Source organism: Luteimonas sp. Soil_C_5, from assembly GCF_057656615.1.
Window position 1 is genome coordinate 817,123 of record NZ_JBDGKA010000002.1, and the last position, 26,163, is coordinate 843,285.

Sequence of the window (26,163 nt, forward strand, 5' to 3'; positions counted from 1 at the left end):
GCAGCCGCACGCTGCCGGGTTTTTTTATGCGCCGCGCACGGGCAGCGGCGGCAACACCATGCGCGCCAGCAGGCGCGCGCACAGGCCTTCGGGGTCGGCGGTGCGACCGGTGTGCACGGGCGAGACCTGCAGGATCGAACTGCGCCGCGCGGTCAGCCAGTGGAAGCGCGCACGCGCGGGCAGCGCGGCGATCGGCCCGCCGTCGGCATCGCCGCGGCAGATGCGCACGATGGCGTCGAGATGGCGCTCGACGGTGTCGACGTCGACGTGCGGATCGAGCGCGCGCAGACGCGCCGTATCCAGCGCCATCGCAGCGACCAGCGAACGCGCCGCCTGGCACGAGACCAGCACGCCGGCATTGATGAATTCCTCGCGTTCGACCCGGGGCACGACCCGGATCACCGCGTAGTCATAGACGACCGGCGTGCGCACGTTGCGCCTCCTCGACGAACACGCGGCGCTGCGCAAGCCGCTGGCAGAAGAAATCGACATAGGCCGCGCGATGCGCATCGGCATCGGCGAACTGCGCTTCGTCCGTCAGCCATGCGTCCGGCACCAGGGCAACGATGCGTCGGATGTCGGCCTCGGTGATGCGCGCCACCAGTGCGGTATCGGCGGCGTCGAGCTGGGTGGCGAACGGCAGCAGCACGTGGTCGGCGATGCGCGCGAACGGCGACACCGCGATGCGCGTGGCGCTGTCCCAGTCGTGATGGAAATACAGCGCCGCGCCGTGGTCGATCAGCGTCAGCCGGCGATGCCAGACCAGCAGGTTGGTGTTGCGCGCGGTGCGGTCGACGTTGCAGGTGAACGCATCGAACCAGACGATGCGCGATGCGAGCGACGCGTCGGGCGGATCGACCGCGGGATCGAAATTGATCGCTCCGGGCAGGTAGTCCAGCGCGATGTTGCAGCCGGCACTGGCGCGGATGAGGTGCTGGATCTCGGAATCGGGCTCGGTGGCGGCCAGGTCCGGATCGAGACCGATGAAGACGATCTCGGGGATCGGCAGGCCCAGCAGGCGCGCGAATTCGCCCGCCACCAGTTCGGCGACCAGCGCGCGCGGTCCCTGCCCGGCGCCGCGGAACTTCATCACGTACATGCCGTCGTCGTCGGCCTCGACCACGGCCGGCAGCGAGCCGCCTTCGCGCAGCGGCGTGACGTAGCGCGTGGCTTCGACGCTGCGGATCACGACGGCAGGTCCGCGCGCCGCGGCAGGGACCAGTCGACCTGCGCGATGCCGCGCTTGCGCAGGAATGCATTGGCCTTGGCGAAGTGGCCGCTGCCGAGAAATCCGCGATGCGCCGACAACGGCGAAGGGTGCGTCGTCTTCAGGACGCAGTGCCGGCCGGTGTCGATGACCTTACCCTTGGTCTGCGCGTAACTGCCCCAGAGCAGAAAGACCAGATCCTCGCGTTCGCGGTTGAGCACGTCGACCACGTGGTCGGTGAAGCCTTCCCAGCCCTTGCCCTGGTGCGAACCGGCCTTGCCCTCTTCCACCGTCAGCACGGAATTCAGCAGCAGCACGCCCTGCCGCGCCCAGGGCATCAGCCAGCCGTGATCAGGCCGGGGCAGGCCCGGATCGCGCTGCAGTTCCTTGTACATGTTGTCCAGCGAGGGCGGCACGCGCACATCGGGGCGCACGGAGAAGCACAGGCCATGGGCCTGGCCGGCGCCGTGATACGGGTCCTGGCCGAGGATCACCACCTTGACCGCATCGAAGGGCGTGGCGTCGAAGGCGGCGAAGATCTCGGGACCCGGCGGAAAGATCCGCGCGCCGGCCGCCTTGCGTTCGCGCAGGAACGTCGACAGTGCACGCATGTCGTCGCGCAGCAGCCAGTCGCCGACGCGCGCCTTCCACGAGGGTTCGAGCCTGATCTCGGACATGCCGGTTCCTGCGACGGGGCGGCACAGGGTACCGCCCGCACGGTCGACGCCCAATGCGCCGGAGGCGCGCTCAGCCGCCGTCGGGCATCGCCGAGAGCCGCAGCTGGAAAAGCGCCTTGCTCGCCAGCACGCGTTCGTCCGCGGGTTTGACCACCAGATCGTTGGCGCCGGCATGCAGCAGGTCGATCTGGTTGTCGCGGTTGCCGTCGCCGGTCATCACCAGCACCGGCAGCCGGCGCTTGCCGTAACCGAAATCGCGGCGCACGGCGCGCAGCAGATCATGGCCGCTGAGTTCGCCCTTCAGATACACGTCGGTCAGCAGCAGGTCGGCGCCGGGTGCGCCGGGCGAATCGCGATAGGCGTCGAGATAGGCCAGCGCGTCCTCGGCGCTGACCACATGGGTCACCCGCATCTGCTGGGTTTCGAGCATGCGCCGGGTCGCCAGCGCGACCGTACGGCTGTCCTCGACGTAGAGCACGTGCGCGTCGGGAATCGGCGCCGGGTGCACGTAGCCGCGGACGAACTCGGCCAGCGCGCGATGACCCAGCGCCTTGTCGAAATGGTCGGTGATGTCTTCGGTGAAGCGCCGCGCCTCGAGATGCGCCTGGGCATCGCCCGACACCACGATCACCGGCACGTAGCGCTGGCCCGCCGCCTCGCGCACTGCGCGTGCCAGATGCAGGCCTTCGCCGTCGGGCAGCACCAGCGAGGTGCTGACCAGGTCCACCGGCGCCTGCGCGAGCGCGGCGCGCGCCTCATCGAGGCCGCCGCATTCCACGATCTCCACATCGGCCAACGCCTGGCGCAGCACGTCGCCGATCAGGCGACGGACGAGTCTGGAGCCATCGACCACCATGATCCGCGGTGACGCGCTGACGACGTGGCGAAAATCATGGACGGGCATGGGGACGTCGGGCTCAGGCGTTGGTGGGACGCGTCTGGCGCAGGAAGTGGCCGGTCACGACGCCCGCACCCACCCAACCGAGCGCGGTCGCACCGCCCAGGACGGCCAGCAGACCGCCTGGGCCGAAGCCGCGCAGCGAGAAACCCGCGCCGTAACTGGCCGCCAGTTCGGCCAGCGGCGCTTCCAGCGCCATGCCCGCCACGCCGAGCAGGCCGAGCGCAACCGCGCCGGCCGTCAATCCGTACCAGGCGCCGAGATACAGGAACGGCCGACGGATGAATCCATCGGTGGCGCCCAGCAACTGCAGCACGCCGAGTTCCTCGCGTCGCGACTGGATGTCCAGCCGCACGGTATTGCCGACCACCAGCAAGGCGCCCACACCGAGCAGCGCCGCCAGCACCCAGACCACCCGGCCGCCGAAGCGCAACCAGCCGTCGAGACGCTCGCGCCACTGCGCGTCGTGCTGCACCAGTTCCGCTTCGGGCAGACCGCGCAGCGCTTCGGCCAGGCGCATCTCGTCGCCGCCCGGCGTCAGGATCAGCACGTGCGGCAACGGGTTGCTGTCGAGGGTGTCGATGGCATCGCCGAACTGCCCGCGTTCGCGCAGCTCGGCCAGGCCTTCGTCGGGCGTGCGGTGGACGACGCTGCCGACATCGGCGCGGCCGCGCAGTTCGCCGGCCAGCGCTTCGGCGCGCGCGGCGTCGACGTCCTGGTCCAGGAACACGCTGATCTCGCGCGAGGCATCGATGCTGCCGCCGAGACGGCCCAGGTTGTCCAGCACCAGCCACAGGCCCAGCGGCAACGCCAGCGCCACCGCCATCACGCCGATGGTCAGCGCGGTGGACCAGGGCCGGCGGAACAGGCGGCCGAGACTCGCGACGATGCTGTAGCCGTGATGGTCGACCCAGGTACCGACCGGCGAGGCGCCGGCGCGGGCCGGCGTGTTGCGGGGCGCCTCAGGCATCGGCGAGATCCTCCGGCGCGATGTCGTCGGCCAGCGTGCCGTGGTCGAGCACCAGGGTGCGCTTCTTCATGCGTTTGACCAGGCCGAGGTCATGACTGGCGATCAGCACGCTGGTCCCGCGCTCGGGCAGTTCCGCGAACAGGGCCAGGATCTCGGCGGACAGGGTGGGATCCAGATTGCCGGTGGGTTCGTCCGCGACGAGCAGCCTCGGCTCGCCGACGATGGCGCGGGCAATGCCGACACGCTGCTGTTCGCCGGCCGATAGCTGGGTGGGCAGCGCGCGTTCGCGTGCGCCCAGTTCCAGACGTTCGAGAATCGCGCGCACCCGCTTGCCGATCTCGGGCCGGCGCATGCCGCGCAGGATCAGCGGCAAGGCGATGTTGTCGAACACGCTGCGGTCGGGCAGCAGGCGATGATCCTGGAACACCACGCCGACCTCGCGCCGGTGCATCGCGATCTTCCGCCCGCGCACCTTCAGCAGGTTGCGCTCGCCGAACAGCACCGCGCCGCGGCTCGGCCGTTCGGCCAGATGGATCAGCTTCAGCAGCGTGCTCTTGCCCGCGCCGGAGTGACCGGTGACGAACAGCATCTCGCCCGCCGCGACGTCGAAACTGACGTCCGACAGCGCGGCATGGCCGCCCGGATACTGCTTGCTGACATTGTCGAATCGCAGAACGCTCATGCGCGCCAGTATCGCAGGGAATCGTGCAGACACGGCGTCACGCGCCGCCCCGAAAACCGGAATTCCGGACGCGACGCGCCGGCCGGAGACTGCGCGTCGCCTCGGACGCCATGCGCCGGGCCGCGAGTGCGCAGGCCTCTCCGGATACGAAAAGGCCCCGCCGGAGCGGGGCCTCGCATCGCGCGCCGGGCTCAGCGCGTGTCGCCACCGGAGACCAGTCGACGCAGACCGCGGCCGATCCGGCTGAGCAGCGACGGACTCGCCTCCGCCGCGGCCTTGCCCGGTGCCGCCCTCGGGGTCGGACGCACTTCGCGCGGCCCCGGCTTGTCGCCCGTACGTGCCGGCTTGGCAGCGGCATCGGCCTGCGCGGCGCCGCTCGTCTGGGCGCCGGCGGCATCGCCTTCCAGCTTCTTGCCGCCGCGACGGCGACGACGCTTGCGCGGCGGACGCGACTCGTCCGGCATCGCCGCGGCGACGGCGCCCGCTGCATCGATCACCGGTGCCGCACCGGCTGCAGCCTGTTCGGTCGACGCAGCCACTGCACCTTCGGCCGTTGCCGCTTCGGGCTTCGGACGCGGCTTGCGCGGACCACGCTCGCTGCGGCCTTCACCACCGCCGGCCGAACGCGGTGCACGTGCGCCGGGCGCGCCGCGACCGCCACCCGGACCGCCACGACCACCGCCGCGCTTGGCGTCTTCGGCCGCACGCGCTTCGCGCACTTCCTTGAAGATCTCGCCGATGCTCTCGCCCTCTTCTGCATCCAGCTCCACGCCTTCGCGGGGCGCACGCGGCAGCGCGGTCAGCAGCTCGGACGTGACCGGCTCGACCGGGATCTTCTGCTCGATGTAAGCCTCGATCTCCGGCAGGCTCTGCGCGTAGCGCTCGCAGGCGAAGCTGATCGCGTCACCCTCGGCGCCCAGACGCGCGGTGCGGCCGATGCGGTGGACGTAGTCCTCGGCATCGAACGGCAGGTCGTAGTTGAAGACGTGGCTGACGCCGTCGATGTGCAGACCGCGCGCGGCGACGTCGGTCGCCACCAGCAGTTCGAGCTGGCCGGCCTGGAACTTCTTCAGCAGGCTCTCGCGCTTCTTCTGCGGCACGTCGCCCGAGAGCACGCCGACGCGGTAGCCGGCCTTCTCCAGCGCACGCGCCACCCGCTCGATGAACGCCTTGGTGTTGACGAAGACCATCGTGCGCGCGCCTTCACTGCGCGACAGCAGGCCCAGCAACAGCTGCAGCTTCTCGTCGTCGGCGGGGAAATACATCACCTGCCGAACCTTGGCGTTGGTGATGAACTCGCTTTCGACGACCAGCTTCTCCGGCTCGTTCATGTGCTCGTAGGCGAGCTCGAGCACGCGATGGCTCAGCGTCGCCGAGAACAGCAGCGTCTGGCGCTCGGTGCGGATCGGCATGCGACGCAGCAGGAAGCGGATGTCCTTGATGAAGCCGAGGTCGAACATGCGGTCGGCTTCGTCGAGCACGCACATCTCGCAGGCGTGCAGACTGACGACCTTGTGCTGCTTGACGTAGTCGATCAGGCGACCGGGGGTCGCGATGATGACGTCGGCGCCTTCGGTGAGGATCTGGCGCTGCTTGTCGTAGTCGACGCCGCCGTAGACCAGGGCGAACTTCAGGCCGAGGTGGCTGCCGAACTTCACCGCATCCTTGTGGATCTGGATGGCGAGTTCGCGGGTCGGCGCGAGAATCAGCGCGCGCGGGTCTTCCGGCTTGCGGTCGGCCAGCGCCGGCTTCGACAGCAGGCGGTTGATCACCGCAACCAGGAAGGCCAGGGTCTTGCCGGTGCCGGTCTGGGCCTGGCCGGCGACGTCGCGGCCGTAGAGGGCCAGCGGCAGCGTCAGCGCCTGGATCGGCGTGCAGCGGGTGAACCCGGCCTCTTCCAGCCCGGCGAGCAACGCCGGATGCAGATCGAAGGACGAGAAGGTGATGTCGGTTAAGGGCTTTTCGCTCATGCGGGATATTGAACCGTGTCCGGGCGTCGCCGGATGCGGGCGCCGCGTGCTTGCGTGGGCGGCATCCGCGACGCAGACTGCCTTGGGCGGGACGCGTGGGTCATCCCGCGATGCGCCGCCTTGATTCCGGCGGACGATCCCCCATTTTACCACCCATCCCGGCGCCGCGGCCGATGCCGGCGCCATCCCCACCCGGAGAGCCCCGTGACCGACGCTGTCATCCATGCCACCGATTCCGACTTCGAGACCACCGTCCTGCAGTCCGACGTGCCGGTTCTGGTCGATTTCTGGGCGCCGTGGTGCGGGCCCTGCAAGATGATCGCCCCCGCCCTCGACGAGCTGGCCGGTGACTATGCGGGCCGGGCCAAGATCGTGAAGATCGATGTCGACCAGAACCAGGCGACGGCGCTGAAGTACCACGTGCGCTCGATTCCGATGCTGCTGCTGTTCAAGGACGGCCAGATCCAGGCCACCCAGATCGGCGCGGTGGGCAAGCCCCAGCTGGCCCAGCTGATCGACAAGTCGCTCTGATCCAGACGCGCTGCCGGACAGCGTGCCCGCGCGCGGTCCGCGCCGATTGAGCTGGTTCCAGGCGTTCCAGACACTGTTCTGCTTCCCTGCGTCGGCCCCGCGCCGCGTCCGCGCCGCGTCCGCGCCTGAATCGTGGCCGGCCGCAGCGCTTGCCGCCGCCGACCCGGCGATGCTAGGTTTGCCGACTCCGGCCTGCGCTCTGCATGCCGCACCCATCTGATCGCACCTGCCGGGCGCTGTTTGCCGGCTCTGCCTCTTCCAACCTTCCGCCCGGTCACGGGCGCTCGCACCGAGCGAGGATTCTTCTCTTGTCCGACAACACCCCTGACGACTCCGGCGCGCCCACCGGCGACACCGCCGTGAAACGCGTCCGCAAGCCCCGCGTGGCGAAGAAGGCCCCCGAGGCCGGTTCCGATTCCGCGCCCCAGTCCCAGCTTCCGCTGCCTGCCCAGGACGCATCCGCGCCCAGGCCGGCGCCGACGGCATCCGATGCCCCGCGCGATGCCGGTGCCAAGCCTGCAGGCGATGCGCCTGCGCAGGATGGCGGCCAGCGCAATGGCGGCGAGCAGCGCGGCCCCCAGCAGGGCGGCCAGTCGCAGCAGCCGCAGCAGCAGAACCACCACAACAACCAGAACAACCAGAACCGTCACGAGCAGAACCGCCAGGACCAGGGCGGCAACCGCCGCGACCGGTTCAAGAACCGGCGTGACCGCCCGCGCGGTGGCCGCGACGACGGCCTGCCGCAGGACGGTGGCAACGACCAGGCGCAGCGCCTGCCGCCGCCGAACGTGCCGGAAGGCTTCCCGCAGTATTCGCTGAGCGACCTCAAGCGGATGCCGGCGCACAAGCTGCTCGACATCGCCGACCAGCTGTCGATCGAAGGCGTGGCGCGCGCGCGCAAGCAGGACGTGATCTTCGGGCTGCTGAAGGTGCTGACCCGCCACGCCGAGGGCGTCGTCGCCGACGGCGTGCTCGAGATCCTGCCCGACGGCTACGGCTTCCTGCGCGCGGCCGAGGCGAGCTATCTCGCCGGCCCGGACGATGTCTACATCTCGCCCAGCCAGATCCGCCGCTTCAACCTGCGCACCGGCGACCATCTGCTCGGTCGCATCCGCTGGCCGAAGGATGGCGAACGCTACTTCGCGCTGTCGGTCGTCGACACGATCAACGGCGAGCCGCCGGAAGCCAGCAAGGGCAAGGTGCTGTTCGAGAACCTGACCCCGCTGTTCCCGCGCAAGCGCTTCAAGCTCGAGCGTGGCGACGGGTCCAGCGAGGACATCGCCGGCCGCATCCTCGACCTGATGGCCCCGCAGGGCAAGGGCCAGCGCGCCCTGATCGTCTCGCCGCCGAAGGCGGGCAAGACGATGATGATGCAGCAGGTGGCCAGCGCCATCACCTACAACCACCCAGACGTGCACATGATCGTGCTGCTGATCGACGAGCGTCCGGAAGAAGTGACGGAAATGCAGCGCACCGTGCGCGGCGAAGTCATTTCGTCCACGTTCGACGAGCCGGCCGCGCGCCACGTGCAAGTCGCCGAAATGGTGATCGAGCGCGCCAAGCGCCTGGTCGAGCACAAGAAAGATGTCGTCATCCTGCTCGACTCGATCACCCGCCTCGCCCGCGCCTACAACAACGTCGTGCCGAGCTCGGGCAAGGTCCTGACCGGTGGTGTCGACGCCAATGCGATGCATCGCCCGAAGCGCTTCTTCGGCGCCGCGCGCAACGTCGAGGAAGGCGGTTCGCTGACCATCATTGCCACCGCACTCGTCGACACCGGCAGCGCGATGGACAAGGTGATCTACGAAGAGTTCAAGGGCACTGGCAACTCGGAAGTGCACCTCGACCGTCGCATCACCGAGAAGCGCGTCTACCCGGCGATCAACGTCAACCAGTCGGGCACGCGCCGCGAGGACTACCTCATCGAGCCGGACCTGCTGCAGCGCATCTGGATCCTGCGCAAGCTCCTCCACCCGATGGACGAGATCGCCGCGATGGAATTCCTGCTCGACAAGATGAAGACCACGAAGTCCAACGACGAGTTCTTCTCGTCGATGAAGCGCTGATCCCCGCGATCGCAATGCGCCAAAAAAAAAAGCCCCGCAAATGCGGGGCTTTTTTCTGCGCTGCAATCGCATACTCGTGGGAAGACCATCAGGCGCGACGCGGCTCTCCTCGAGCGCTCAGCCTCCGAAAGGCGTCAGAAGCTTGAATCGGGAGGTTTCAGGTGTCGCGGACTGGTCTGCTGCCAGCGCATCGGGACGAAAGCCCGGCTGTACAGGTGCGGCCCACCGGGGATGACTCATCTCGCCGGGATGATAGGCCGCCCATTGTCCGTAGGGCGTTTCGAGCTGGCCGAAGAATCTGAAGGAAATGGGCACCCGAACGACCCAGTAATCGCGATCGACATCGCGACCCGTTGTCGGAGGCGTCCACGCCCACTGTCTGCGCGCCTGATTGACCGCAGCCCTGGAGAGCCCCTGACGAATTCTCGCCATCTGAAGCGCGCTGCCGAGTGCCGTCAGATTGACCTGCTCTACATGCACATCTTCCGTGCGCCCGTCACGCCCCACCTTGACGAGCAAATAGACATCGCCTTGTCCGGCCATCTCGGCGACCTCGGATGGGAAACGCGGCGGCGGCATTCGGGCAGCCCTGGGAGCACCCGTGTCGTTATCCGATTGCAACTCCCCGAAATGCGCGCTGGCGATCCGAAGATGCATTTCATCACCGGTCCCGGACACCATGACCAGCCGCGCACTCATCTGCGCGCGCGCCAAGACGGGCGCACCGTCTACGAGGATCGGCTCGAAGCGCAGCGAAGGCAGCGAGGCTTCGATCAGGTTGACGACATAGGTCGGCAGCTTGTCGCGATGATCGAGCTCCGACGCAGTCACCCGGCCGCCGTAGTCGATGTCGACGTGACCAGTGACGAGCATGCTGGCCTCGACTTCCTGGCGCATCTGCCGGACGCTCTGGGCGTCGGCAGCCGGCGCAGCGGCGAAGAGAAAAACCACGCAAAGGGCGGCGTAAAGCAATCGGTGCATGGATGCATCCTGCAATGGACCGGGGGCCTACTCTGCCGCGTCTGCCGTGCTCGGGCAAACGGATAACCCCCGACGCCTCGTGCCGCACGGTGCCCGTGACGCTGACCGCACACCTGACCGACGTTGCGTCGCTCGGATCAGTGCCGTGTATCCCGCAGGAACCGCGCCATCGACACGCCATCGCCATTGGCCGGCGCGAACTCGGCGGCGACGTCGATGAAGCCGCGCATCACCGCGATCTCGCGCGGGGTGCGGTTGAGGGTGTCGCGCAGGTCCGGGTCTGCTCCGGCGCGCAACAGACGACGGGCGAGACGCAGCTGGCCGTGCAGGCCGGTCAGGTGCAGCGGACCGAATCCGCGCGGCTCCTGGGCGTCGAGCGAGACGCCTTCGTCGAGCAGATGTTCCAGCGCCGCAAGCACCACGTCCTCGTCGCAGGCCGTGCCGGGTTCGGCGCGCGCGCCGAGCAGCAACAGCAGCGGCGTCACGCCACCGGCCGCTGGCGCATCGACCTCCGCGCCGGCGAGCAGCAGCGTGTCGAACAGCGCGAGCAGACGCGGACGGTCGCGCGAGGTGAAGCCGTAGAGCGCGGCGCAGTGCAGCGGCGTGAGCCCCTGCGCGTCGGTCGCGTGGATGTCGGCGCCGGCGGTCAGCAGGCGCGCCGCCAGATCCGGCAGGCCAAGCGCCGCGGCGAGCATCAGCACGCTGACCTCGCCGGGCAGGCGCTGGTCGAGCGCGGCGCCGGCTGCGAGCAGGCGCTCGACCACCGCGCCATGCCGCATGCTCACCGCCGCCGATAGCGGCGTGGCACCCGATTGCGCGGCGCAGGCCGGATTCGCACCGCGCGTCAGCAACAGGTCGACCACCGGAAGATGGCCGCCACCGGATGCTCGCAACAGTGCGGTGCAGCCCTGGGCGTCGGGCGTGTCGATGGCGAACCCGAGATCGAGCAGACGGCGCACGGCGTCGGCGTCGCCGACCATCGCCGCGGCCGGCAGGTCGGTCGATTCCAGCGCGCGGCGCGGCGGCGACCAGCCGCGCCAGTCCAGCCAGTCGGCCAGATCGCGTCGCCCCGCCGACAACGCGACGCCCAGCGGCGTCTGCCCGTCGGCGGCACGCGCGGACGCGGATGCGCCGTGCCGGACCAGCGTCTTCAACGCCGCCTCACGGCCCAGCGCAGCGGCGAGATGCAACGCCGTCATGCCACGCGAATCGCGCGCGTCGAGATCCACGCCGGCGCCGACCAGACGTTCGAGCAGGCGCGGCCAGCCCAGCCGGACGGCCAGCGACAGGGGCGGATCCCCGTGCGGCGACGCGGCGAACGGATCGGCGCCGCGTGCGAGCAGATCGAGCGCGAACGTCTCGAACACGCGCGCGGCGTGATCGCCATCCGCGAACGCGGCCAGCGATGCGGCCAGACCGCCAGCGCCACCGGGCGAAGCGCCGTGGCGCAGCAGTGCCTGCAGCACCGGCAGCGCGTCCGGCGCTGCGGGCAACAGCGCGAACAAGGGCGTCTGTCCGGCTGCGTCACGCACCTCGACGTCGGCGCCCTGCGCGAGCAGCCACTCCACCCGCTCCAGTGCGGGCGGCGCCTCGGCATCGAGCAGCAGGCGACCGAGATCGCCGGGCGTGAGCAGGCGCAGCACCGGCGCGAGTCCGTCGTGGCGCCCGTCGCGCAGGCTATCGCGCAGCAGCACGAACGGCGTGCGCGCATCGGATTCGATGGCGTCGTCGTGGCCGACATTCCCGGGCAATGCATACGCAGGATCGAGCGCGCGCACCAGGGCCCAGCGTCCGGATTCGGCGGCGCGGTCCGCAGGACGCTTGCCGTCCGGATCCACCGTGTCGGCCGGCACGCCCAGTGCCAGCAGCCGCTGCACCAGCGCGACCGAGGGCACGTCCGCGGCGCAGGCCAGCACCACCGCATTGCGACCGGTGATGTCGGCGGCCAGGACGTCGGCGCCGGCAGCGGCCAGCGCGTCCAGGGCCGCGAGGCGACCGCCGCGCGCCGCGTCGAGCAGCGGCGTCCGGCCGTCGTTGTCGCGGGCGCGTACGTCGGCGCCGGCCGCGAGCAGCGCGGCCAGGATTTCGACATGGCCGTTGAAGGCCGCGACATGCAGCGCGCCGCGGCGCTCGGCATCGCGCGCGTCCACCCGTGCCTTGTGCCGGATCAACAGCTGCACACCCGCCGCATCGTCCTCGTCGCCGCCGGCGGCACCGAGCAGCGCCGGCGTGCCGCCCTCGACATCGGGCTTGGCGCCGCGCTCGAGCAGGAACTTCGCCAGCCGCCAGTTGCCCGCCGCGCAGGCGACGCCGAGCGGGGTCAGGCCGTCGTGGTTGCGGGCTTCGAGTTCCGCGGCCGCATCGCGCAGCAGCGCGGCGACACCGGGGTCGGAACTGCGCGCGGCCAGGTGCAGCGGCGTATTGCCTTCGTGGTCGGTGATGCGCGGATCGGCGCCGTTCGCCAGCAGGGTCATCACCGCATCGGGGCGGCCGTGCCAGCTGTCGCGCGTGGCGGCGAGCAACGGGGTCATGCCGGCGTGCGCGGCGTTGACGTCGACGCCGCGTGCGATCAGGTCGCGCAGCAGGCGCAGGTCCGGCAGCACCGCCGCGAGCACCGACAGGCTGCGCTGGTCGCGCTCGTCATCGGCTGGCAGCGCACGCACGTCGGCGCCGGCTTCGATCAGTGCGAGCGCGCGGTCCACGCGGCCACCGCGCGCGGCGGCGTACAGCGCGAGTTCGGGCGCGGCGTCGGCAGGCTCGTCGAACAGCGCTGCTGCAGGATCGCCCTGCATTTCGACGACCTGCATCGCCAGCGGGGCTGGCGGTGCAAGCCCCTGCAGCGTGTGATGCAGCGCGGCCCAGGCCAGCGCGGCGCCGACGACGAGCGCGGCCCGAACGCCCAGGCCCACGGGCGGCAGCCAGGCCAGCAGCAGCACCGTCGCAACGACCGCCGCCACACAGGCCGCCGCGGCAACCCCGCGCCAGCTGCCGGTGTCGTGATCGGCCAGTGCATGCCAGTGCTGGCGCAGGTCGCCCCCGTCGCGTTCGATCGCATGCCACATCGGCCAGGTCCGCCAGAACCCGATCACCGCAAGGCCGACGACGACGCTGGTCGCCAGCGCCGCGCCGAGTTCACCACCCTGGCGCAGTGACTGCAGCGGCCAGGCCACGCCCAGCGCGGCGATGCCGATCGCGGCGCCCCAGGCGACGAGCAGCGAGATGCCGTCGGTCCGCAGCGTCGCCACGTCCAGTCCGGCGCGCGCGCGCCGGGCACGGATCGCGAGCGCGAACGCGGGCTGCGCCAGCGCGCCGGCCACCGCGGCCACGACGCCGCCTGCCAGCGTGACCAGGGTCAGCAGTGCGGCGGCGACAAGCGCGACAGTGGCGGGCCGGTGCACGCGCGCGGTACGCGCACCCTCTCGACGCGGGGCCTCAGGCATCGGTGCCCCAGTCGGAGGTCAGCGGGTCGGCGGCGAGGGTCGGCGGCATCTGCAGATGGAAGCCACGGCTGCGCAGGTGTTCGCGCACCTGCTCGGGATTCTCGCGCGCCAGTCGGCGACCGGGCACCAGGTCCACGTCGAGCACGAACGTCAACGTACCCAGCTGGGCACGCACCGGTTCGGGCATCACATCGAAGGCATCGCGCGCGGCGAGATAGACATAGGTGTCCGCCTTGCGCTGGCTTTTGTAGACGTAGGCGTGCATTGGCCCGGAACACCGCGGAAACACCGGCGATTGTGCGGCAAAAGTCCCGCCTTGGGTATCGCAGGCGCGCGTCACGCGGGCGCGAGGGCGACGCCTGGTTCAGTGATGCCCCACGGGGCGGTCGCCAGACGGCAACGCGAACGCGGCGCCGACCGGGGTCGATCCGTACCGGCCGATACGCAATGCAGCAGCGAAGTCATCTGCGCCACGCAAGCGCATCGCACAGTGCATGTGACCCGCCGATCGGGCGCCGCGATGGCCGCGATCGCCACGTGCCGCACACCCGGACGCGGCAACGACCGTCGGCAGCGCCGGTACACTGCGCCCTCCTTTTCGCTCCACGGATCTGCCGATGCGTCGACTGTCGCTGCCCTGGGTGCTGGCCTGCGCCCTTGTTTCGCCCCTTGCCCTTGCGCAACCCGCGCAGCCGCTGACGATGGAGCGGATCATGGACGATCCCGACTGGATCGGTCCGCCGGTCGAGTCGACATGGTGGAGCTGGGACGGCAGCCGGGCGTACTTCACGCTCAAGCGCGAAGGCGCGACGATCCGCGACACCTGGGTGCAGCCGATCGCCGGCGGCGCCGCCACGCGCCTCGACGACGCTGCGCGCGCCGACCTCGACGCGCAGAACCCGATCTTCGACCCCACCCGCACGCGGATGGCCTTCGTGCGCAATGGCGACCTGTTCGTGCGCGACCTGCGCACCGGCCAGCTGACCCAGATCACCCGCACGGAAGCCCCCGAGGCGCAGCCGCAGTGGAGCGCGTCCGGCGGCCTGGTGTGGCGCACCGGCAGCGACTGGTACGGCTGGGATCCGCAGCGCGGCACCGCGCAGCTGACCAGCCTCAAGGCCGAGGACGATCCGGCCAAGCCGCCGGCGGCCGACGACCTGCGCGAGCGCCAGTTCCACATGATCGAAACGCTGCGCACCGAGCGCGACCGGCGTGACGCGCAGCGCGTGCAGGCCGAGCAGTGGCGCCGCGTCGACCCGACTCGCGCCGCCGCGCCGGCCTATTTCGGCAAGAACGTCACCATCGCCGGCAGCGCGCTGTCGCCGGCCGGCGACCGCCTGATCGTCGTCACCGCGCCGAAGGGCGGCAACGAAGGCCAGGCCGGCAAGATGCCGCGCTACGTCACCGAATCCGGCTACGAGGAATTCGAGGACGTGCGCACGCGCGTCGGCCGCAACGATCCCCTGCCGCACACGCTGTGGCTGGTGGACTTGGCCACGGGCCAGGTCCGCGAGCTGAAGACCGACGCCCTGCCCGGCATCGGCACCGATCCGCTGGCCAGCCTGCGCCGCGCCGCCGGCAAGGACGCGCTGAGCGGCAACCGCCCGGTGCGCCTGGAGATCGACGGCCGCGGCGGTGGCGGCGGCGCGATCCGCTGGAGCGACGATGGCCGCTCGGTGGCCGTGTCGATCCACTCGGTCGACAACAAGGACCGCTGGCTGGCGACCGTCGACCTGGCCGGCGCGGCCCTGCAGCCGCGTCACCGCTTGACCGATCCGGCCTGGATCAACTGGGATTTCAACGAGTTCGGCTGGCTGCCGGACAACCGCACGCTGTGGTTCCTGTCCGAGGAATCGGGCTACTCGCATCTCTACCTCAACGACGGCGGCCGCTCGCGCGCGCTGACCTCGGGGCGCTGGGAAGTGTCTTCGCCGGTGATGTCGCGCGACGGCAGCCGCTTCTTCTTCATGTGCAACCGCGAATGGCCGGGCCGTTACCAGGTCTGCAGCGCGTCCGGCGGCGACGTCGCCGAAATCACCACGAGCGGCGGCATCGAGGACTTCGTGCTGTCGCCCGACGAGAGCCGCCTGCTGGTGCGCCACTCGTCGAGCTACACGCCGCCGCAGGTGGCGGTGGCCGACGTCAACGGCGGCGCGCTGCGCGTGCTCACCGACACCCGCAGCGAGACCTTCAAGGCGCACGAGTGGGTGCAGCCCGAGTACGTGCAGATTCCGTCCAAGCACGGCGCCGGCACGGTCTGGGGCAAGTTCTACGCACCGGAGAATTACGAGCCGGGCCGCAAGTATCCCGTCGTGCTGTTCGTGCACGGCGCCGGCTACCTGCAGAACGTCCACGACCGGTATCCCAACTACTTCCGCGAACAGATGTTCCACAACCTGCTGGTGCAGCAGGGCTACATCGTGCTGGACCTCGATTTCCGCGCGTCCAGCGGTTACGGCCGCGACTGGCGCACGGCGATCTACCGGCAGATGGGCCACCCGGAACTCGAGGACTACCTCGACGGCATCGACTGGCTGGTCGACAACCACCAGGCCGATCGCGACCGCGTCGGCATCTATGGCGGCAGCTACGGCGGCTTCATGACCTTCATGGCGCTGTTCCGCGAGCCCGGCGTATTCAAGGCCGGCGCCGCCCTGCGCCCGGTCACCGACTGGTCGCAGTACAACCACGCCTACACCGCCAACATCCTCAACACGCCCGACATCGATCCCGAGGCCTACGCCAAGTCCTCGCCGATGGAATATGCCGACCGCCTGCAGGACAACCTGCTGATCGCGCACGGCATGATCGACGACAACGTGTTCTACAAGGACTCGGTGATGATGGCGCAGCGCCTGATCGAGCTGCGCAAGGACAAGTGGGAACTGGCGAGCTACCCGCTCGAGCGTCACGCCTACCAGCATCCGGCCTCGTGGTACGACCAGTACCGCCGCATCTACGAGCTGTTCGAGCGCACGCTGAAGTGACCGTGCCCGGCCCGCTGCCGGCGGTAGAGCTGCTGCGGCCATCGCCGTGGAAAATGCTCGCGCTGGTGGCGATCTCGGCCGGGTTCGTGTGGATTGCGGTCGACATCGGCGATCGCAATCCGTCGATTGCATGGCTGTGCGGCGGCTTCTTCGGGCTGTGCGGTCTGGTCGCCCTGGTGGCGCTGCTGCCCGGCGCGAACCATCTGCGGCTCGATGCCACCGGCATCGAGTTGCGCTCGCTGTTCCGGGTCCAGCGCTGGGGCTGGCGCGACGTGGTGCGTTTCGGCACCACACGTGTCGGCCTGCACACGATGGTCGGCATCGACTTCGCCGACCACGTCGAGGCCGCGGCGCGCATGCGCCACGTCAACCGCGGCCTGACCGGCTTCGATGGCGCCCTGCCCGACACCTACGGTCGACGCGCCGATGCGCTGGCCGCACGGCTCGAGACCTGGCGGCAGGCTTACGGCTGAGGCCGCGACGCGGCGCCCCGGCGTCTTCGTCGGCACCATTCGACCGTTGTTGACGCCGTGTGGCAGCCGCCGCGCATCCGACGGCGCGACTGACATCCCCAGGCAGGTGTCACGCATCCGCCCGCCCGCGGTTTTCAGACAGCGAACGTCGGCAACGCGCCGCGCCGGGCATTGACCAGGATCAATGCCGCCGCACGGGCGCCGCCTACAATGCGTCGCATGAACGATTTCGACACCGTCCGTGACTATCTGACCGGCCTGCAGGACCGCATCTGCAGCCGCATCGAACACGCCGATGGCCAGGCCCGGTTCGTCGAGGACCTGTGGCAGCGCGCCGAAGGCGGCGGTGGCCGCACCCGCGTGCTGCGCGACGGCGCGGTGTTCGAACAGGCCGGCATCGGCTTCTCCGATGTCTCCGGCACCGCGTTGCCGCCCTCGGCCAGCGCCAACCGGCCCGAACTCGCCGGCGCGTCCTGGCGGGCCTGCGGCGTGTCGCTGGTGTTCCACCCGCGCAATCCCTACCTGCCGACCACCCACGCCAACGTGCGCCATTTCCGCGCCGTGCGCGATGGCGAAACCGTGGCCTGGTGGTTCGGCGGCGGCTTCGACCTGACGCCGTTCTATCCCTTCGACGAGGACGTGCAGCACTGGCACCGCACTGCGCGCGATCTGTGTGCGCCCTTCGGCGGCGACGCGCGCTACGACGCGCACAAGCGCTGGTGCGACGAGTATTTCTTCCTGCGCCACCGCAATGAGACGCGCGGTGTCGGCGGCCTGTTCTTCGACGACCTGCACGGCGATTTCGACACCGACTTCGCCTACATGCGTGCGGTCGGCGATGGATTCCTCGACGCCTACCTGCCGATCGTCGAGCGTCGCAAGGACACCACGCACGGCGAGCGCGAGCGCGAGTTCCAGCTCTACCGCCGCGGTCGCTACGTCGAGTTCAACCTGGTCTACGACCGCGGCACGCTGTTCGGTCTGCAATCGGGCGGCCGCGCGGAATCGATCCTGATGAGCCTGCCGCCGCGCGTGCGCTGGGAATACGGCTACGCGCCGGATGCGGGCAGCGACGAGGCGCGACTGCTGGACTACCTGCGACCGCGCGACTGGCTGGACGCGCCCGCCTGATCCCGGCCTCTGCCGTGCATCCGGATATCGTCCCCGATTGCCTGCACCTGCTGCATGCCGATGCGCAGCTGCTGGCGTTCGACAAACCCGCGGGGCTGCTGGCCGTGCCCGGGCGTGGCGCCGACAAGCAGGACAGCCTGGCCACCCGGGCGCTGGCGCACTGGCCGGATGCCCGGGTGGTGCATCGCCTCGACATGGCGACATCCGGCGTGATGGTGCTGGCCCGTGGGCTGGAGATGCAGCGGGCGCTGAGCACGGCCTTCGCCGACCGCCTGGTCGAGAAGCGTTATGTGGCCGTGGTCGACGGCTGGCTGGCGGAAGATGCCGGCGAAATCGACCTGCCGCTGGCCGCCGACTGGCCCAACCGGCCACGGCAGCGGATCGACCCCATCGCCGGCAAGCCGTCACAGACCCGCTGGCAGGTACTGTCGCGCCATACGGACAGCGACGGCCTGCCGTCCACCCGCCTGGCGCTGACACCGGTCACCGGCCGGACCCACCAGCTGCGTGTCCACCTGCAGGCCATCGGACATCCCATCCTGGCCGACGCCTTGTATGCCGCGCCGGCGCAGCAGAATCGGGCGCCACGTTTGCTGCTGCACGCCCATACGCTCACGCTGGTCCACCCGCTCACCGGGGCGCCGCTGTCACTGAATTCGCCCGCGCCGTTCTGATCTCGCCGGCAAGGCAATCGGGCTTGGCATGACGCGAACCTGCGCACCCCGCCCGACCTTGGATCCCGGCTCAGCCGGCGCGATCAAGCCGATCTGCCGACAGCCAGCGGAGTGCCCGCCAGATCCTGAAGGTCCAGATGCCTTTCCCGAATCGCGGACGTAAAAAAGCCCCGCAGGCAGGGGGGGCCTACGGGGCTCGGGAACCGGGCGCGGGGAGACGCCTGATGGTTCCGGTAGATCACTCCAGGGGAAGGGAGAGATCCGCGACAGACCTTGCATCTGTCGAGGGACATATAAGCACCCGGTGGATGGACGAATCGTGAAGATAACGGTTAATTTTCTGTTGGATTCAGGCCGCATTTACCCCGCCTGATCCAGCACGGTGTCCGGCGTGGCGAACCGACCGAAACGGCAAACAAGGGGCCTTCCCAGCCTCCGGAAGACTCACCATTTTTCTGCTGTTCGCACGGATCGTCGGACCGATCCCAGCCCAGCACACGGCGGCACACCTTCGCGCCTGCCCAGCCCGGTCTCTGGGCCACGCGGGACAGGCCTCAGTGCGCCTCGTCCCAGTTGTCGCCGATGCCGCTGTCGACGACCAGTGGCACCCGCAGTTCGCCCGCGCGGGTCATCCGGGTCACGACCTCTGCCAGCAGCGTGTCGACGAAATCCAGATCCGCTTCGAACACCAGTTCATCGTGCACCTGCAGGATCATCTTCGCGCGGTCCGCGTGATCGGCGATCCAGCTGTCGATCGTGATCATCGCCCGCTTGATGATGTCGGCCGCGGTGCCCTGCATCGGCGCGTTGATCGCGGCGCGCTCGGCACCGGCGCGCTGCGAGGGATTGCCTTTCTGGATGAAGTCCAGCGTCAGCCGCCGGCCGAACACGGTCTCGACATAACCGGTCTCGCGCGCCTGCAGCCGGGTGCGGTCCATGAAGTCGCGCACGCCCGGATACCGCGAGAAGTACAGCGCGATGTAATCCTGCGCCTCGCCGCGGCCGATGCCGAGATTGCGCGCCAGGCCGAAGGCACTCATGCCGTACATCAGGCCGAAGTTGATCGCCTTGGCCGCGCGGCGCTCGTTGCCGGTGACCTCGTCCAGCGGACGGGCGAAGACTTCGGCAGCCGTCGCGCGGTGGATGTCGACACCGGATTCGAACGCGCGGACCAGGCCCGGATCCTCGGACAGGTGGGCCATGATCCGCAGTTCGATCTGCGAGTAGTCGCAGGCGATCAGCTTGCGGCCCGGCGGCGCGACGAAGGCGCGGCGGATGCGGCGCCCGTCGTCGGTGCGGATCGGAATGTTCTGCAGGTTCGGATCCGACGACGACAACCGCCCCGTCGCCGCGCCCGCCTGGTGATAGCTGGTGTGCACGCGACCGGTGTCGGGATTGATCATCTCCGGCAGCTTGTCGGTGTAGGTGCTGCGCAGCTTGGCGAGACCGCGGTATTCCAGGATCACCCGCGGCAGTTCGTGCTGGTCGGCGATCGCCTCCAGCGCTTCCTCGTTGGTGCTCGGCTGGCCCTTGGGCGTCTTGACGACCGCCGGCAGCTTCAGCTCGTCGAACAGCAGCGCGCCCAGCTGCTTGGGCGAATCGAGATTGAAGGTGCGGCCGGCGAGTTCGGTCGCCTTCTGCTGCGCGGCGAGCATGCGCTTGGACAGGTCCGCGCTCTGCCGGCGCAGTTCGTCGGCATCGACGCGCACGCCGTTGGCTTCGATGCGCGCGAGCACGGGCACCAGCGGCATCTCGATGTCGGCGTACACGCGCGCCAGGCCCGCATCGGCGTCGATCCGCGGCTTCATGACCCGATGCAGCCGCAGGGTGATGTCGGCATCCTCGGCGGCGTATTTCGACGCATCGTCGATGGCGACCTGCGAGAACGAGATCTGCTTGGCGCCCTTGCCGGCGACATCCTCGAACTTGATCGTCTCCATGCCCAAGTGACGCTTGGCCAGCGAGTCGAGATCGTGCCGGGCGATGCCGGCGTCGAGCACGAAACTTTCGAGCAGCGTGTCGTCGGCGTAGCCGCGCACCTCGACGCCGTGCCGGCGCAGCACGTGGATGTCGTACTTGCCGTGCTGGCCGAGCTTGCGCTTGGCAGGGTCGTCGAGCACGCCGCGCAATGCGTCGAGCACCAGCGCGCGATCCAGCTGCGCCGGTGCGCCCGGATAGTCGTGGCCGACGGGTATGTAGGCGGCGCGGCCGGGCTCGATCGCAAAGCTCAGACCGACCAGGCCCGAGCGCATCGCGTCCAGCGCGTCGGTCTCGGTGTCGAACGCGAACTCGTCGGCGGCCTGCAGCTGCGTGACCCAGGCATCGAGCTGCTCGCGCGTCGTCACCGTCTCGTAGACGCCCGGCACCGACAGCGCCGGGTCGAGCGTCGACGGCGGCGCGGGCATCGCAATCGCGGCGGCGCCTGCCGGTGCGGCGTCCGCACCGCCAGCGGCGGCGTCGAGATCCTTCAGCGCCTGGCCGAAGCCGTATCGCGCGTACAGCACGCGCAGCGCATCCACCGCGCGCGGGCGCAGGATCAGGGTCTCGGGCCCGCCGTCGAGCGCGACATCGGTCTTGATCGTCGCCAGCTCGCGGCTCAGCGGCAGCTGGTGCAGCGCCTCGCGCAGGTTCTCGCCGATCTTGCCCTTGATGTTGCCGGCGTTCGCGATCACGCCATCCAGCGATTCGTACTCGGTCAGCCACTTCGCCGCGGTCTTGGGCCCGCACTTCGGCACGCCGGGAATGTTGTCGATGCTGTCGCCCATCAGCGCGAGCAGGTCGACGATCTGGTCGGCGCGGACGCCGAACTTCTCGACCACGGCCGCGTCGCTGTCCATGCGGCTGCCGCTCATCGTGTTGACCAGGGTCACGCGCGGGCGCACCAGCTGGGCGAAATCCTTGTCGCCGGTGGAGATCGTCACCTCGATGCCGGCGTCGGCCGCCTGCAGCGCCAGCGTGCCGATCACGTCGTCCGCCTCGACGCCCGCAACGCGCAGGATCGGAAAGCCCAGCGCCTCGACGATCGTGCACATCGGTTCGACCTGCGCCCGCAATTCGTCGGGCATCGGCGGGCGGTTGGCCTTGTACTGGTCGTAGAGATCGTCGCGGAAGGTCCTGCCGGGCGCATCGACGACGAACGCCGCGAAGTCGGGCGCTTCCTTCAACGTCGCGCGCAACATGTTGACGATGCCGAACAGCGCGCCGGTGGGTTCACCGTCGGCATTGGTCAGCGGCGGCAGCGCGTGGAACGCGCGATACAGGTACGAGGACCCGTCGATCAGGATGAGGCGTTTCATGCCGTCGATTCTACCGCTGCGCCCCGCGCAGCCCGTGAGACGCATCACCCCGTGGCGATCCCCCGCCCCGCATACTGGCCGCCCTTCGTCCGCGCCGGAGTTCGCCATGCACAGGTTCCGCACCGCCCTGCTCGCCACCGCCCTGCTGGGCCTGTCCGCCTGCGCGACCGGTGGCGGTTCCGGCCTGCCCGAAGGCGTGCCCGCCGATGCCGAGCAGGTGACCCGCACCGAGTCCAACGGCGACCAGATCACCGAGTACCGCATCGCCGGCCAGCTGCGCGCGGTGCAGGTCGTGCCTTCGCGCGGTCCGGCGTACTTCCTCTACGACCGCGACGGCGACGGCAGCATCGACGGTGACCGCGACGACGTGCCGCAGACCTATTTCAGGCTGTTCGGCTGGTAAGTCCGTGGCCGGTGACGTCATCCGGATCGCGCTGGTCGGCTACGGCCTGGCCGGACGCGTGTTCCATGCGCCGCTGATCCAGGCCACGCCGGGGTTGGCGCTGCACACCGTGGTGTCCAGCGATGCGGGCAAGGTCCATGCGGACCTGCCCGATGTCCGCGTTGTCGATGATGTGCAGGCCGCGCTGGACGATCCAGCGATCGATCTGGTCGTCATCGCCTCACCGAACGCCACACATGCACCCCTGGCGATCGCAGCGCTGCAGGCCGGCAAGCCTGTGGTCGTCGACAAGCCGTTCGCGATCGATCTGGCGCAGGCGCGGACGGTCGCCGCAGCGGCCAGGGCGAGCGGCCGGCTGCTCGCCGTGTTCCACAACCGTCGCTGGGATGCCGATTTCCTCGCGCTGCGCGCGCTTGTCGAGGCCGGCACGCTCGGCGAGATCGCCGAGGTGCATTCGCATTTCGACCGCTTCCGCCCCACCGTGCCCGACCGCTGGCGCGAACGCGCGGGTCCGGGCGCCGGACTGTGGCTGGATCTCGGTCCGCATCTGGTCGATCAGGCCCTGCAACTGTTCGGCGTGCCGGATGCGGTGCAGGCCGATATCGCGATCCAGCGCACTGGCGCGGAGGTCGATGACTACGTCCATGTGGTGCTGCGCTATCCGCGGCTGCGGGTGATCCTGCATGCCGGCGCCCTGGTGCCAGGCGCGGGCATGCGCTTCGCCGTGCACGGCACGGGCGGCAGCTGGTTCAAGCACGGGCTCGATCCGCAGGAAGCCGCGTTGCGCGCAGGCGGCGTGCCGGGCGGGGAGAACTGGGGCGTCGATCCAGCACCCGGTCGACTGCTGCGCGTGGACGCCGACGGCGCGCTGCGCGACGCACCATCGCCGGCACCTGCGGGCGATTACCGCATGTTCTATGCCGGTATCCGCGATGCGATCCGCGACGGCGTGCCGCCGCCGGTCACGCTCGACCAAGCACTCGATGTCATGCGCGTATTGCAGGCGGGCCTCGACAGCGCGGCGAACGGGCACGTCGTGGCACTGACGTAGACACATATATGCGAACGGCGCCCCGAATCCGGGACGCCGTCCGTGTGACGCACGCGCGGAACGCGATCAGTTCCGCAGCAGCTCACCCACCAGCGCATCGGCGCCGTAGACCGACTTCAGCGATTCGATGATCGCCGCGCTGTGCACCGACACCGTGCGGTTGAGCTTGGGGTCGTACCAGAAGCTTCCGCCCAGCGAGTGGATGTTGCCGTCGAACGCGAGGCCGATGACCTGCGCGTCGCGGTTGATCACCGGGCTGCCGGAGTTGCCGCCGATGATGTCGTTGGTGCTGACGAAGTTGAAACGCGTGTCCTGGGCGATGCGGCCTTCCGCGTCCAGCCAGCGCTTCGGCAATGCGTACGGCTCGGCGCCAGTGTTGCGCGCGAACACGCCGCCCATCGTCGTGAACGGTTCGATCGCCTTGCCGTTTTCTTCCCAGCCGGCGACGTCGCCGTAGGACAGGCGCAGGGTGAAGGTCGCATCCGGATACACCGTGGTGCCGAGCTTCTCGAAGCGCACCTTGGCGATCTGAGTGGCCGCGCGCGATTCGATCGACGCCACCTCCGACTCCTGGCGCTGACGCAGCGCGCGCGCCGGCGCATCCACGGCGCGGGCGAGGCGGATGAAGGGATCGTCCGAGGCTTCGATCGCCGCGGCGCCGCCATTCCACAGACGCTCGCGCTCGGCGACGTCGGCGAGCTTCGAGCCTTCGACGAGTGCCTTGGCGACCTGCGCGGGCGATTGCGTGCCGAGCACGGACTTCACCAGCGGATCGTCGGTGCCCAGCAGTTCGCGGAACTTCGTCAGCGACCAGGTCAGCTTGGCGATCTCGAACTCCGGATACACCGGCGCCTTGCTCAGCAGCGTCTGGCGCAGACGGGCCTGGCCGGCCTCCTGGAACTCCGGCAGACGGGCGTCGTTGGCCTTCGCGCGCTCGGCGCCGCCGCGCACCAGCGTGCGGGCGATGCCGAACAGGCGCGAATCGAAACCACGACCCTGCTCGAGCAGCATGTAGGGCACGGCGAGCTGACGCGCGACGACCTGCGCCGCTTCGACCTCGTTCCATGGCGCGGCGTCCACACCGTCGCGTAGACGCGCTTCCTCGGCACGCTTGCCGGCGAACACCTGCGGGTCGAGCAGCGCCTGCAGCTGGCCGCGAAACACCTTGTAGCTGTTGTCGGTGAACGTGAGATCTGACTGCGCCTGACGCGTGGCTTCCTCGTTGACGCGGCCGTACTGGCCCAGCATCGCGCGGCGTTCGGCCAGCCACAGCAGGTTGTTGATCAGGCTGACGTCACGCACGGTTTCCAGCTGCGCGACGGTGAGCTGGCGCTGGGTACGACCCGGATGTCCGGTGACCATGACCAGTTCGCCCGGCTCGGCGCCTTCGGGCTTGAGCGTGAAGTGGTGTTCGACGTTCGCCGGCTTGCCGTCCTCGTAGGCGCGCAGCAGCGCGGCGTCGAGGTTGTAGCGCGGGAAATTGAAATTGTCGGGATCGCCGCCGAAGAAGCCGACCGAATACTCGGGCGTGAACACCAGACGCACGTCGGAATAGCGGTGGTAGCGGTAGAGATGCTGCTGGCCGCCGTTGTAGAGCTCGACGACGTCGCAGCGCGTCTTCGCTTCGTCGTCGCCGACGCATTCCGATTCGATGCGGCTCTTTTCGGCATTGCGCGCATCCACGTAAGCCTGGCCCTGCTTGCCGTCGGCCGCGCTGGCCAGACGCGTGCTGACGTCGGTGATCTCCCGCAGCACGTTGAGTTCCTCGGCCGGACACTGCAGTTCCTCACCGCGCGCATCGGCGACGAAACCGTCGTTCTGCAGATCGCGCTGCGGCGAGGACAGGCCCTGCACGCAGCCGACGACGCAATGCGCATTGGTCAGCACCAGTCCATCGGGCGAGACGAACGAGCCCGAGCAGCCACCGGCGAGGCGCACCGAGGACTGCATCGCGTGGTCCACCCACGCCTGGTCGGGCGCGAACTGGTACTGCGACTGCAGTTGGGCCTTGGGCAGATTGTCGAGCGTCCACATGCCTTCGGCCGCCTGCGCGGCAGTGCCGCCGACCAGGCCACCTAGGGCGACCACCAGAACGGACGCGCGCGCACGACGCGTCGGAAACGGAAACTCCATGCCACCACCTCGGATCGGGACCGGCCGGGTCGGCGCGGGATCCGGCAGCCTAGTCTCGTCGTGTGCAGCGCGCGTGGGCGGAAGGTCATGCATCGCGCGCCGGTTGGCCCGTCGAGGCGCATTCACGTAGCATGCGGCCGATCAGTGCGGCCGCCCGCCCGTCTGCACTGCCGGAATCGAGGACCGCATGACCACACCAGACCGCCGCCGCCCGGAGCCGCCGGATACCGCCAGCCTCCGCGCCGGGCTGACCCGCGAGCAGACCGCGGCCATCGCCACGCTGGAACAGCTGGGCTGGTCGCTGCAGTTCGTGCGCCGTCCGCTGTTCCGCGATCCGGTGCCGGTGCTGTTCCAGAAGGGCGGCGAACGCTGGATCGCCGTGGACGGCGACGGTCAGCTGGACGAGAACCCGGGTTTCGCGATCCGCGAGTAGGCGATCCTGGCGCGCGCGGCTACGCGCACGCCCGACCAGACGGGCAGCGGAGAACTGCCGATACGACATGTATACGCAGCCGGCCTCCGGCTCGCCGCTCCGCAAAGCGTGCGGGGCGATTGCGCCCGCGCCGACAGGGTACGGTGCGCAGCATCCCCGC

21 protein-coding genes are annotated in these 26,163 nt (G+C 69.6%); 9 read left to right on the forward strand and 12 right to left on the reverse strand.

The window, feature by feature from the left end; all coding sequences use genetic code 11:
- Positions 1 to 24: 24 nt before the first annotated feature.
- The 7 genes from AC3A5K_RS08250 to rhlB all read right to left on the reverse strand — a co-directional run bounded on the left by AC3A5K_RS08250 (position 25) and on the right by rhlB (position 6,404).
- The gene (locus AC3A5K_RS08250) at positions 25 to 432 is read right to left on the reverse strand and encodes a DUF3037 domain-containing protein (RefSeq protein ID WP_487617004.1); all 408 of its coding nucleotides are present in this window, start codon (positions 430 to 432) and stop codon (positions 25 to 27) included.
- Positions 410 to 1,186: a HipA family kinase gene (locus tag AC3A5K_RS08255; RefSeq protein ID WP_487617085.1), complete on the reverse strand. Its 777-nt coding sequence runs from the start codon at positions 1,184 to 1,186 to the stop codon at positions 410 to 412. The genes AC3A5K_RS08250 and AC3A5K_RS08255 overlap by 23 nt, the downstream gene beginning before the upstream one ends.
- Positions 1,186 to 1,884 carry a uracil-DNA glycosylase gene (ung, locus tag AC3A5K_RS08260; protein WP_487617005.1) on the reverse strand — a complete coding sequence of 233 codons (699 nt, stop codon included), beginning with the start codon at positions 1,882 to 1,884 and terminating at the stop codon, positions 1,186 to 1,188. Before ung ends, AC3A5K_RS08255 begins: the two co-directional genes overlap by 1 nt.
- Before the next feature lie 70 nt (positions 1,885 to 1,954).
- A complete protein-coding gene (locus AC3A5K_RS08265; protein WP_487617006.1) occupies positions 1,955 to 2,788 on the reverse strand; it encodes a response regulator in 834 nt (277 codons plus the stop codon).
- 13 nt (positions 2,789 to 2,801) lie between these two features.
- Positions 2,802 to 3,752, reverse strand: a complete 951-nt coding sequence (gene ftsX, locus AC3A5K_RS08270; protein WP_487617007.1) for a permease-like cell division protein FtsX — start codon at positions 3,750 to 3,752, stop codon at positions 2,802 to 2,804.
- Positions 3,745 to 4,434, reverse strand: coding sequence for a cell division ATP-binding protein FtsE (gene ftsE / locus AC3A5K_RS08275; RefSeq protein ID WP_487617008.1), 690 nt, complete (start codon positions 4,432 to 4,434; stop codon positions 3,745 to 3,747). The genes ftsX and ftsE overlap by 8 nt, the downstream gene beginning before the upstream one ends.
- A gap of 191 nt (positions 4,435 to 4,625) precedes the next feature.
- Positions 4,626 to 6,404 (reverse strand): ATP-dependent RNA helicase RhlB, encoded by a 1,779-nt coding sequence (gene rhlB / locus AC3A5K_RS08280; protein ID WP_487617009.1) that lies wholly within the window; start codon positions 6,402 to 6,404, stop codon positions 4,626 to 4,628.
- Positions 6,405 to 6,608: 204 nt separating this feature from the next.
- On the opposite strand from rhlB, the gene trxA reads away from it, so the two are divergent.
- Together trxA and rho are read left to right on the forward strand one after the other, a co-directional pair.
- Positions 6,609 to 6,935 carry a thioredoxin gene (trxA, locus tag AC3A5K_RS08285; RefSeq protein WP_487617010.1) on the forward strand — a complete coding sequence of 109 codons (327 nt, stop codon included), beginning with the start codon at positions 6,609 to 6,611 and terminating at the stop codon, positions 6,933 to 6,935.
- A gap of 308 nt (positions 6,936 to 7,243) precedes the next feature.
- A complete protein-coding gene (rho, locus tag AC3A5K_RS08290; protein ID WP_487617011.1) occupies positions 7,244 to 9,001 on the forward strand; it encodes a transcription termination factor Rho in 1,758 nt (585 codons plus the stop codon).
- A 117-nt stretch (positions 9,002 to 9,118) separates the two neighbouring features.
- Here rho and AC3A5K_RS08295 read toward each other — a convergent pair whose 3' ends face one another.
- From AC3A5K_RS08295 to AC3A5K_RS08305, 3 genes are all read right to left on the reverse strand, one after another.
- The gene (locus tag AC3A5K_RS08295) at positions 9,119 to 9,982 is read right to left on the reverse strand and encodes an energy transducer TonB (protein ID WP_487617012.1); all 864 of its coding nucleotides are present in this window, start codon (positions 9,980 to 9,982) and stop codon (positions 9,119 to 9,121) included.
- Positions 9,983 to 10,119: 137 nt separating this feature from the next.
- On the reverse strand, positions 10,120 to 13,422 hold the full coding sequence (locus tag AC3A5K_RS08300; protein WP_487617013.1) for an ankyrin repeat domain-containing protein: 3,303 nt from the start codon (positions 13,420 to 13,422) through the stop codon (positions 10,120 to 10,122).
- Entirely contained in the window at positions 13,415 to 13,687 is a 273-nt protein-coding gene (locus AC3A5K_RS08305) for a YcgL domain-containing protein (protein ID WP_487617014.1), read from the reverse strand. The genes AC3A5K_RS08300 and AC3A5K_RS08305 overlap by 8 nt, the downstream gene beginning before the upstream one ends.
- Before the next feature lie 352 nt (positions 13,688 to 14,039).
- Between AC3A5K_RS08305 and AC3A5K_RS08310 the strand changes: the two genes are divergently transcribed.
- From AC3A5K_RS08310 to AC3A5K_RS08325, 4 genes are all read left to right on the forward strand, one after another.
- Positions 14,040 to 16,409, forward strand: coding sequence for a S9 family peptidase (locus AC3A5K_RS08310; protein ID WP_487617015.1), 2,370 nt, complete (start codon positions 14,040 to 14,042; stop codon positions 16,407 to 16,409).
- Positions 16,406 to 16,882: a PH domain-containing protein gene (locus AC3A5K_RS08315; RefSeq protein WP_487617016.1), complete on the forward strand. Its 477-nt coding sequence runs from the start codon at positions 16,406 to 16,408 to the stop codon at positions 16,880 to 16,882. Before AC3A5K_RS08310 ends, AC3A5K_RS08315 begins: the two co-directional genes overlap by 4 nt.
- 219 nt (positions 16,883 to 17,101) lie before the next feature.
- Positions 17,102 to 18,013 carry an oxygen-dependent coproporphyrinogen oxidase gene (gene hemF / locus AC3A5K_RS08320; protein WP_487617017.1) on the forward strand — a complete coding sequence of 304 codons (912 nt, stop codon included), beginning with the start codon at positions 17,102 to 17,104 and terminating at the stop codon, positions 18,011 to 18,013.
- 14 nt (positions 18,014 to 18,027) lie between these two features.
- Positions 18,028 to 18,687 carry an RluA family pseudouridine synthase gene (locus tag AC3A5K_RS08325; RefSeq protein WP_487617018.1) on the forward strand — a complete coding sequence of 220 codons (660 nt, stop codon included), beginning with the start codon at positions 18,028 to 18,030 and terminating at the stop codon, positions 18,685 to 18,687.
- 554 nt (positions 18,688 to 19,241) lie between these two features.
- Here the strand turns inward: AC3A5K_RS08325 and polA are convergent.
- On the reverse strand, positions 19,242 to 21,983 hold the full coding sequence (gene polA, locus AC3A5K_RS08330) for a DNA polymerase I (RefSeq protein WP_487617019.1): 2,742 nt from the start codon (positions 21,981 to 21,983) through the stop codon (positions 19,242 to 19,244).
- A gap of 106 nt (positions 21,984 to 22,089) precedes the next feature.
- Between polA and AC3A5K_RS08335 the strand changes: the two genes are divergently transcribed.
- Positions 22,090 to 22,386, forward strand: a complete 297-nt coding sequence (locus AC3A5K_RS08335; protein ID WP_487617020.1) for a DUF2782 domain-containing protein — start codon at positions 22,090 to 22,092, stop codon at positions 22,384 to 22,386.
- A 4-nt stretch (positions 22,387 to 22,390) separates the two neighbouring features.
- A complete protein-coding gene (locus AC3A5K_RS08340) occupies positions 22,391 to 23,437 on the forward strand; it encodes an oxidoreductase (RefSeq protein ID WP_487617021.1) in 1,047 nt (348 codons plus the stop codon).
- A gap of 66 nt (positions 23,438 to 23,503) precedes the next feature.
- On the opposite strand, the gene AC3A5K_RS08345 is transcribed toward AC3A5K_RS08340, so the two are convergent.
- The gene (locus AC3A5K_RS08345; RefSeq protein ID WP_487617022.1) at positions 23,504 to 25,570 is read right to left on the reverse strand and encodes a S46 family peptidase; all 2,067 of its coding nucleotides are present in this window, start codon (positions 25,568 to 25,570) and stop codon (positions 23,504 to 23,506) included.
- 187 nt (positions 25,571 to 25,757) lie between these two features.
- Here AC3A5K_RS08345 and AC3A5K_RS08350 point away from each other — a divergent pair, with 187 nt between their 5' ends.
- Positions 25,758 to 26,003, forward strand: coding sequence for a hypothetical protein (locus AC3A5K_RS08350; protein WP_487617023.1), 246 nt, complete (start codon positions 25,758 to 25,760; stop codon positions 26,001 to 26,003).
- Positions 26,004 to 26,163: the final 160 nt, after the last annotated feature.